Here is an 8,225-nt window from a genome sequence, read left to right as displayed (position 1 = left end):
CTGAGCACCCAGGCCGCAGGCAAACCGCGCCGCAGCGAAGCAGAGAAACCGAACCGTTGGCACTGGCGACGATGATGCCCGTCGCAGACCGACTAGGACGTGCGCGCAGCGCAGCCGAAGGCGTCCCACCACTGACGCTCTTGGAACGCTGTACCCGAGCCCTACATGGGGATCGTACACAAGCAGGTTATCGCAGGCACTGGTTCTGAATCACTATGCGTAGCAGGCTTGAACGGGCAACCACGTCTCGCAAGACCAAAGCCGCTTGAAAACAAGAAGCGTATCGTTGATGGCCAGCCGCCAGGCGACGCGCTTTTCTGCTTACTCTTTTGCCGCTCGGACAAGAAGTAGGTCGCCGGCTACGCCGGCGAAACAGCGGCGCCTGCCAAGAACGACAGCGCAATCACCACCACAAAACCCCGCCGGCTACGCCGGCGAAACAGCGGCGCCTGCCAAGCACGACGCTCCGGTCATCCCCTTTCCCGGTCCCTGGCTGACCGACCGATCACTCTTCCCCCGAAGGCGGCCGATCATAGGTCACAAAGGCGTAATCGAAGCCATTCGCTTCCGAATGATGCGTTTCCCGCGACGTCTCGATCCACTGCGTCCGGTCGATGGCGGGAAAGAACGCATCGCCCTCGACATCGGCATCGATCTCCGTCACCACGAGCCGGTCCGCGCTGGGCAGCGCTTCGGCATAGAGCTGTGCGCCGCCGATCAGGAACACCTGCTCGGCACCGATGCAGAGCAATTGCGCGTCTTCGAGCGAGCCGGCCACTTCCGCGCCTTCCAGTTTCAGCGCGGTATTGCGGCTCACTACGATATTGCGGCGCCCCGGCAGCGGCCGGCCGATCGAATCCCAGGTCTTGCGACCCATGATGATCGGCGCGCCCATGGTGGTCCGTTTGAAATGCGCCAGGTCTTCCGGCAGGCGCCACGGCAGCGTGTTGTTGCGGCCGATGGTGCCGTTGCGGGCGCGGGCGACGACAAGGGTCAGCAATGTCATACAGCCACCGGTGCCTTGATGGCGGGATGCGACTGGTAGCCGACCAGCTCGAAGTCTTCGTAGCGATAGTCGAAGATGCTGTCCGGCTTGCGCACGATCTTCAGCGTCGGCAGCGGCAGCGGCTCTCGCGAAAGCTGCGTCTGCACCTGTTCGTAGTGGTTGCTGTAGATATGGCAGTCGCCGCCGGTCCAGATGAAGTCGCCGACCTCCAGCCCGGTCTGCTGCGCGATCATGTGCGTCAGCAGCGCGTAGCTCGCGATATTGAACGGCACGCCGAGGAAGATGTCGGCGCTGCGCTGGTAGAGCTGGCACGACAGGCGCCCATCGGCCACGTAGAACTGGAAGAACGCATGGCACGGCGGCAGCTTCATGCGCGGGATATCGGCCACATTCCAGGCCGAGACGATCAGGCGGCGCGAGTCCGGGTTGGCGCGGATCTGGTTCAGCAGGTCGGTGATCTGGTCGATATGGCGGCCATCGGGCGTGGGCCACGAGCGCCACTGCGAGCCGTAGACCGGGCCCAGTTCGCCGTTTTCGTCAGCCCATTCGTCCCAGATCGAGACCCCGTTCTCCTGCAGCCAGCGCACATTGGTCGAGCCCTGCAGGAACCATAGCAGTTCCAGGATGATCGACTTCAGGTGCAGCTTCTTGGTGGTGACCACGGGGAAGCCTTCGCGCAGGTCGAAGCGCATCTGGTAGCCGAACACGGAGCGCGTGCCGGTGCCGGTGCGGTCGGCCTTTTCGGTGCCATGCTCGTACACATGGCGCATGAAGTCGAGATACTGTTTCATCGGCGCGGGGGGATGGGAAGTGACGCGGGCGCGGGCCCGCAAACCAGGCATTTTAAAGCAAGAAGAGCCACCCTTCGGGCGGCCCTTGCGGCAGCGTGGCCAGGGCCGCTGCCCTGGCGTGGCGGCAGGCCTTAGTGGCTGCCGGCCGGTTGCTGCGCCTGGTGTTGCCCGCGGCGCTTCTGCACCAGGTAGCCGGCGCCCAGCACGCCACCGATGACCAGCGCGTACAGGCCCCAGCTGACCACCGGGTTGGCTTCGAAGAACGCCTTGACCAGCGGTTCGTGCACGATCATCTTCGCGGCCGTGAAGGCCAGCACGCCGGCGCCGGCGTAGATGATCGCCGGGAAGCGCGACATCAGCTTGAGCACCAGGCTCGAGCCCCACACCACGATCGGGATGCTGATCAGCAGGCCCAGCACCACCAGCAGGAAGCTGCCGTGCGCGGCGCCAGCCACGGCCAGCACGTTGTCCACGCCCATCACCGCGTCGGCGATGATGATGGTCTTCATCGCGCCCCACAGCGTCGAAGCGCCCGCGCCATGCTCGTCGCCGTCGCCCTCATCGGACAGCAGCTTGTAGGCGATCCACACCAGCGCAAGGCCGCCGACCAGCAGCAGGCCCGGGATCTTGAGCAGCCAGACCACGCCGATCGTCATGGCCGAGCGCACCACCACGGCACCGACGGTACCCCAGACGATGGCCTTCTTTTGCAGGTGCTGCGGCAGGTTGCGCGCCGCCAGGGCAATCACGATGGCATTGTCGCCGGCCAGCACCAGGTCAATGACGACGATGGATAGCAGTGCCGTCAGGAACTGCATCGTGAACAGATCGGTAAACCACTCCATGAACTCTCCTCAAGTGCGAATAGCCGCAAACGCGCGTTTGGTTCGCCTGGAGTCATGGAGTGAGACGGGGGACCGGGAGTCGCCTTTGCAAACCATGATTCCAGGTTGCAAAGGTCTTGCTCGACGTCTGGCGCGGTCTGCGCACCAGTGTCAGCACAACCGGAGACGTCAGTCTCGGAATGACGATTGTGCTAAGGGCATGGCCCCGGAGCTACTCCCCTTTGAAGGGACGCGGACCAGAATACATCCGCGTTGGGCCGGATTATAAACGAATTGTTGCGTTGTGGCGGCATTGGGAAAGATACGGAGGCGAACTGCATCGGTCTCGTACCGCACCCGATGTTGCCTCCGATTTGCGCTGCCATTTTTGCAACGCAGCAACCGCAATCGCCGCGGGGCACCTATGCTTGAAGATCGGCTTTCGGCCGATGCGTCCCGGACAGGACAGCGGCGCATCCCGGATCCGGCGCGCCCACGCATGTCAGGGTGCGTCCGCCTTGAGGGATAAGAAGTGGACCCACGACCACACAAGGAAACGTCATGCCGGCTGTCCCGACCCAGCTTAATCGTTCCCGCTCCACCGACCCATCCGGCCTCGGCCATCGCAACGCCAACGACGCACAAGACGCCAGGAGCACAGACGGCGCGCACGATGGCCCCCACTCGCTGGTGAGCGTGGCCAACGGCCATGTGTCCAGGGCCATACCGCCGCAGCCCGAGTTCATCCAGCAGTACCACGAAGACAGCGGCGCCCTGCGCGGGCAGATACTGGCCGGCCTGCGCCAGTCCGAAGCGAGCATCAGCCCGAAATTCTTCTACGACGTGCTGGGCTCGCGCCTGTTCGAGGCGATCACCGACCTGCCCGAGTACTACCCGACGCGTACCGAGGCGTCGATTTTCGCCAGCGCCGCGCCCGCCATTGCCGCGCGCGCGGGCAGCGGCTGCGTGCTGATCGACCTGGGCGCGGGCAACTGCGAGAAGGCCGCGCGGCTGTTCGGCAGCCTGAGGCCGGCGCAGTACGTGGCGCTCGACATCTCGGTGGAATTCCTGCGCGGCACCTTGTCGTGCCTGCAGCAGCAGCATCCGGACATCCCCATGCTCGGGCTCGGCGCGGACCTGTGCGGCAGCTTCGACCTGCCTCGCAATGTCAGGCGCGGCCAGCGGCTGTTTTTCTATCCGGGCTCGAGCATCGGCAATTTCTCGCCCATGGACGCGCTGGCGCTGCTGCAGCGGCTGCGTGGCGCGGCAGGGCGTGGCGACGGCGTACTGATCGGCGTGGACCTGGTCAAGGACGAGGCCACGCTGGTCGCCGCGTATGACGATGCGCTGGGTGTCACGGCTGCCTTCAACCGCAACGTGCTGCGCAATGTGAACCGCATCGTCGAGACCGATTTCGACGTCGACGACTGGCGCCATGCCGCGAGCTTCGACCGCGAGGCGTCACGCATCCAGATGCACCTGCAGGCGTGCCGGCCGGTGCGGGTGCGCTGGGACGGCGGCGAGCGCAGGTTCGGCGAAGGCGAGCGCATCCATACCGAGGATTCCTACAAATACCGGCCCGGCGATTTCGCCATGCTGCTTGAGGCCGCCGGCTTCGACGATCCGGTGTACTGGACCGACCCGCTGGGCTGGTTCGCGGTGTTCCACGCGCGCGCCTGAAGCGTCTCCCGTCCGGTGTCATAATGGCCGCTGCCATGGCGGGCGGCCGCCCGTCTTCGTCCTTCCCGAACGGATGTCAACCGATGAGCGGCTTCACCATGCTTCCCGATCTCTACTTCAGTGGCGGCCAGGCTGGCTGGTCCGATGCCCGTCGCCTGCCACGCGAAGGGCTGGCCCAGGCGCTGGTCGACGCGCGCAGCCGGACCCTGGCCTGGCTGGCCGCTTTTGGCCAGACCCGCAAGGGTTGGGATGTGCCGCGGCAGTACGACGCCAGCCCGCCGCTGTGGACGCTGGGGTATATCGCCTGGCACGCCGAATGGTGGTGCCTGCGCGGCGTGCGGCAGCTCGATCGTGGCGGCGTGCCGGTGCCCGTGGCCAGCGAGCCGTCGCGGCTCGATGGTGCCGACGAATGGTTCGACCCTGACCGCATCGGCATGGATGAACGCTGGGAAATCGTCCTGCCCGACGTGGCCGTGGTCAAGCAATACGCCTCCGATGTGCTCGATGGCCTGCTGCGCCGCCTGGCCTTGTTGCCTGACGATGGCGACCTGACGCTCTATCCGTTTCGCCGCGCGCTGTTCCAGGAAGATGCGCAGGCCGAGAATCTCGCGGCATTGCTGCAGGCGCTCGGCCTGGCACCGGCCGCGCCGGTTGCGCCAGGACCCGGCATGTCGGTCGCGCATGCCGGCACGCTGCATTTCCCCGGCGGCCGCTTCACGCAGGGCTGGTCGGATCCGGATGGCTATGCGCAGCCGGACGAACTGCCGCCGCAGCCCACTTACGTGCCGGCATTCGAGATCGACGCCGCACTGGTCAGCAACGCGCAGTTCCTGGAGTTCGTCGAGGACGGCGGCTATGAGAACCCGGCCTGGTGGTCGGCCGCCGGCCGCCAGTGGCTGATGACGCAGGAGCGCTCGGCACCTCGCTACTGGTCGCGGCACCCGGAATCGCGCAACTGGATGGTGGAGCGCTTCGGTACGCTGCGCACCCTCAACCCCGACGAGGCCGTGCGCCACGTCTCGCTTTATGAAGCCCAGGCTTGGTGCGGGTGGGCTGGCCGCCGCCTACCCATGGAAGCGGAGTGGGAGCTTGCAGCGCTGCAGAACCGCGGGTTGCAGTGGGGCATGTTGCGCGAGTGGACGGCGTCTCCGTACGAGCCGTATGCGGGGTTTGTCGCGTCGCCGTCGGACCAGGAACTGGTGGCGCGCTTCGGCACGCACCAGACGGTGCGAGGCACGACCTTTGTCAGTTCGTCGCGGCAGCGGCACGTGCGGGCCCGATGGGCTTTGCTGCCGGAGGAGGATTTTGTGTTTGTGGGGTTTCGGACGTGCGCGATGTAAGAGGGGGGCCCGAGGGCGCCTCGTGCTGCGCCTGCCCTGCGCGATGAGCGCATCCATCCGGCGAAAAAAAGAAGAGCACCCCGCGGGGTGCTCTTCTTCATGATGCCAGCGCGCGTGGCGCCGTGGATGTCTTATCGCTCGTAGCGCGAGCGGCTGTTGCGCTGACCACCGAAGCCGCCTTCGCGGTTGCCGAAGCTGCGGCCGCCATCACGGGCGCCACGGTCGCCGAAGCTGCGGTTTTCGCCGCCGAACTTGCGATCACCAAAGCTGCGGTCGCCGAAGTTGCGATCACCGAAATTGCGCTCGCCGCCACGGTAGCCGCCACCTTCGCGGTTGCCGAAACCACGGTTGTCGTCACCGAAGCTGCGCCCGCCTTCCTGGCCGCCGCGGTTGCCGAAGCCGCGGTTTTCGCCGCCGAACTTGCGTTCGCCGAAATTGCGATCACCAAAGTTGCGCTCGCCGCGGTCGCTGAAATTGCGCTCGCCGCCACGGTAGCCGCCTTCACGGTTGCCGCCGCCTTCCTGGCCGCCACGATTGCCGAAGCCACGGTTTTCGCCGCTGAACTTGCGTTCGCCAAAGCTGCGGTCACCGAAGCTGCGCTCGCCGCCGCGATAGCCGCCGCCATTGCCGCGGCCGCCACCCGGCTTGCCGCCGAAGTTCGAACGCGGCTTGGGCGAACGGCGCGGCTCCAGCCCTTCGATCACCGACGCGTCGATGCGATGGTTGGTGAAGCGCTCGATGCGGCGCCACTGGAACATATCGCCGTGGTTGACCAGGTTGATGGCGATGCCCGAGCGGCCGGCACGGCCGGTACGGCCGATACGGTGCACGTAGTCCTCGGCCTGCTTGGGCAGGTCGAAGTTCACCACGTGGGTGATGTCGGGCACGTCGATGCCGCGCGCGGCCACGTCGGTGGCCACCAGCACGCGCAGGTTGCCACGGCGCAGCGCGGTCAGGGTGCGGTTGCGCGCGCCCTGGGTCATGTCGCCGTGCAGGGCACCGGCGGCAAAGCCGGTGTCGGACAGGCGCTCGGCCAGCGAGTCGGCGTCACGCTTGGTTGCCGTGAACACGATGGCCTGCTTGAGCGTGGCATCGCGCAGCAGGTGGTCGAGCAGGCGCTCCTTGTGCGACATGTCGTCGGTGAAGTGCAGGCGCTGTTCGATATGGCTCTGGTCGGCGCGGGCCGCGGCGATCTCGATGCGCTGCGGATCCTTGAGCTGGCGCGAAGCCAGTTGCGCGATGCGGGCGTCCAGCGTGGCCGAGAACATCAGGGTCTGGCGGCTGGCCGGCGTGGCGTCGACGATAGCGTCGATGTCATCGGCAAAGCCCATGTCCAGCATGCGGTCGGCTTCGTCGAACACCAGCATCTCGAGTGCCGACAGGTCGATGCGGCCAGCCGAGATATGGTCCAGCAGGCGGCCCGGCGTAGCCACCAGGATGTCAGGCATCTTGGCCAGCATGGCGAGCTGCTTCGGGTAGGGCATGCCGCCCAGGATGCTCGCGCAGACGATGCGGCGCAGGTTGCGGCCATACTTGGCGGCGGCTTCGGTCACCTGCAGGGCCAGTTCACGCGTGGGCGTCAGCACCAGCAGCGAAGGCTGTGCCGGGGCCGGGCGGGGACGCTTGCCCTTCATGCGCTTGGCGGGTTCGGTCGGGCGGTTGGGCGCCGGCTTTTCGCTGATGCGCTGGATCGCGGGCAGCATGAACGCTGCCGTCTTGCCCGAGCCGGTCTGGCTTGACACCAGCAGGTCGCGGCCAGCCAGGAAGGCGGGAATGGCCTGCGCCTGGACGGGCGTCGGGTTGTTGTAGTTCAGTTCGGAGAGTGCGCGCAGGATGGCCGCATCCAGGCCAAGCGCGGCGAAACCGTTCTCCGCTGCATCGGCGCCGGTCGCTTCTTCCGGGCCGTTGAGCATGGCGTCGAGCTTGTCGAGCGGGCTTTGGGCGGCGGAAGTGATCGAAGCGTCGGTAGCGGAGGCAATAGCTTGCTCCGCACGAATGTCGTGCTGGGTCATGTCGTCGAAATTAAAAATGCATGGCACCCCTGCAACGCAAATGAAATAGGGGTGGGCGCAGTGCAAAGTCTTTAAAAAGGCTTCGGCGCCAATCGGTGAGGCCGTTACGACAGACTCAGCTGACAGTACGGCGGCAGGCAGGGGTGTCGGCAGGCGCTAGGCCAGCCGCAGGGTCCCTGGCAGGCAAACAGCTCAGTTCAGGCTGTTCAACAGGATCGGAGACGAGGCTACGTCGGTGAGCGGTGCGTTCTGTCGGCTGCTGAACCACGGCAAAAGCCACGTTCACGTTCGGCAGCGGGAAAACAGAGCTTGGGAGGGCAGCGGATTCGCCTTGGCGGGATGTGCCTGGCGGGTGGCGGAACTCACAGTTGCGAAACTCACGGCGCGGATTATAGCAGAACCCGGAAAATTTGTTGCGCTGCGAAAAAGTAACCAGATATATCCGCCGAGGGGCACATGGCACACCAGCGCTGGCACTCACTCACGTGCGGTGCCAATTCCGGGTTGAAAGCAGGAGGGACCGCCCTATACTCAAGGCGCGAGCAACAGATGATTGCTCGTACGGGGCGGAC

6 protein-coding genes are annotated in these 8,225 nt (G+C 65.8%); 2 read left to right on the top strand and 4 right to left on the bottom strand.

What is annotated here, in order from left to right; all coding sequences use genetic code 11:
- Positions 1-505 precede the first annotated feature (505 nt).
- From AC3FNH_RS27200 to AC3FNH_RS27190, 3 genes are all read right to left on the bottom strand, one after another.
- The gene (locus tag AC3FNH_RS27200; protein WP_488722270.1) at positions 506-1,006 is read right to left on the bottom strand and encodes a dihydrofolate reductase; all 501 of its coding nucleotides are present in this window, start codon (positions 1,004-1,006) and stop codon (positions 506-508) included.
- Positions 1,003-1,797, bottom strand: a complete 795-nt coding sequence (locus tag AC3FNH_RS27195; RefSeq protein WP_488722269.1) for a thymidylate synthase — start codon at positions 1,795-1,797, stop codon at positions 1,003-1,005. The genes AC3FNH_RS27200 and AC3FNH_RS27195 overlap by 4 nt, the downstream gene beginning before the upstream one ends.
- 131 nt (positions 1,798-1,928) lie before the next feature.
- On the bottom strand, positions 1,929-2,642 hold the full coding sequence (locus AC3FNH_RS27190) for a TerC family protein (RefSeq protein WP_276098051.1): 714 nt from the start codon (positions 2,640-2,642) through the stop codon (positions 1,929-1,931).
- A 540-nt stretch (positions 2,643-3,182) separates the two neighbouring features.
- Between AC3FNH_RS27190 and egtD the strand changes: the two genes are divergently transcribed.
- Together egtD and AC3FNH_RS27180 are read left to right on the top strand one after the other, a co-directional pair.
- Positions 3,183-4,301, top strand: coding sequence for an L-histidine N(alpha)-methyltransferase (gene egtD / locus AC3FNH_RS27185; protein WP_488722268.1), 1,119 nt, complete (start codon positions 3,183-3,185; stop codon positions 4,299-4,301).
- 83 nt (positions 4,302-4,384) lie between these two features.
- Positions 4,385-5,641: an SUMF1/EgtB/PvdO family nonheme iron enzyme gene (locus tag AC3FNH_RS27180; RefSeq protein WP_488722267.1), complete on the top strand. Its 1,257-nt coding sequence runs from the start codon at positions 4,385-4,387 to the stop codon at positions 5,639-5,641.
- Positions 5,642-5,772: 131 nt separating this feature from the next.
- Here the strand turns inward: AC3FNH_RS27180 and AC3FNH_RS27175 are convergent, their stop codons facing one another.
- Complete coding sequence (locus AC3FNH_RS27175) at positions 5,773-7,653, bottom strand: DEAD/DEAH box helicase (RefSeq protein WP_488722266.1); 1,881 nt, start codon at positions 7,651-7,653, stop codon at positions 5,773-5,775.
- Positions 7,654-8,225: the final 572 nt, after the last annotated feature.

This window comes from Cupriavidus sp. 22TCCZM01-5 (genome assembly GCF_057798915.1).
The sequence above is the reverse complement of the archived record's forward strand: the minus strand, read 5'-3'. Positions and strand labels throughout refer to the sequence as shown.

What these genes read in the sequence shown, in the direction of transcription:
- AC3FNH_RS27200 (WP_488722270.1), bottom strand. Translation starts at nt 1,006, where the DNA reads ATGACATTGCTGACCCTTGTCGTCGCCCGCGCCCGCAACGGCACCATC.
- AC3FNH_RS27195 (WP_488722269.1), bottom strand. Translation starts at nt 1,797, where the DNA reads ATGAAACAGTATCTCGACTTCATGCGCCATGTGTACGAGCATGGCACC.
- AC3FNH_RS27190 (WP_276098051.1), bottom strand. Translation starts at nt 2,642, where the DNA reads ATGGAGTGGTTTACCGATCTGTTCACGATGCAGTTCCTGACGGCACTG.
- egtD (WP_488722268.1), top strand. Translation starts at nt 3,183, where the DNA reads ATGCCGGCTGTCCCGACCCAGCTTAATCGTTCCCGCTCCACCGACCCA.
- AC3FNH_RS27180 (WP_488722267.1), top strand. Translation starts at nt 4,385, where the DNA reads ATGAGCGGCTTCACCATGCTTCCCGATCTCTACTTCAGTGGCGGCCAG.
- AC3FNH_RS27175 (WP_488722266.1), bottom strand. Translation starts at nt 7,653, where the DNA reads ATGACCCAGCACGACATTCGTGCGGAGCAAGCTATTGCCTCCGCTACC.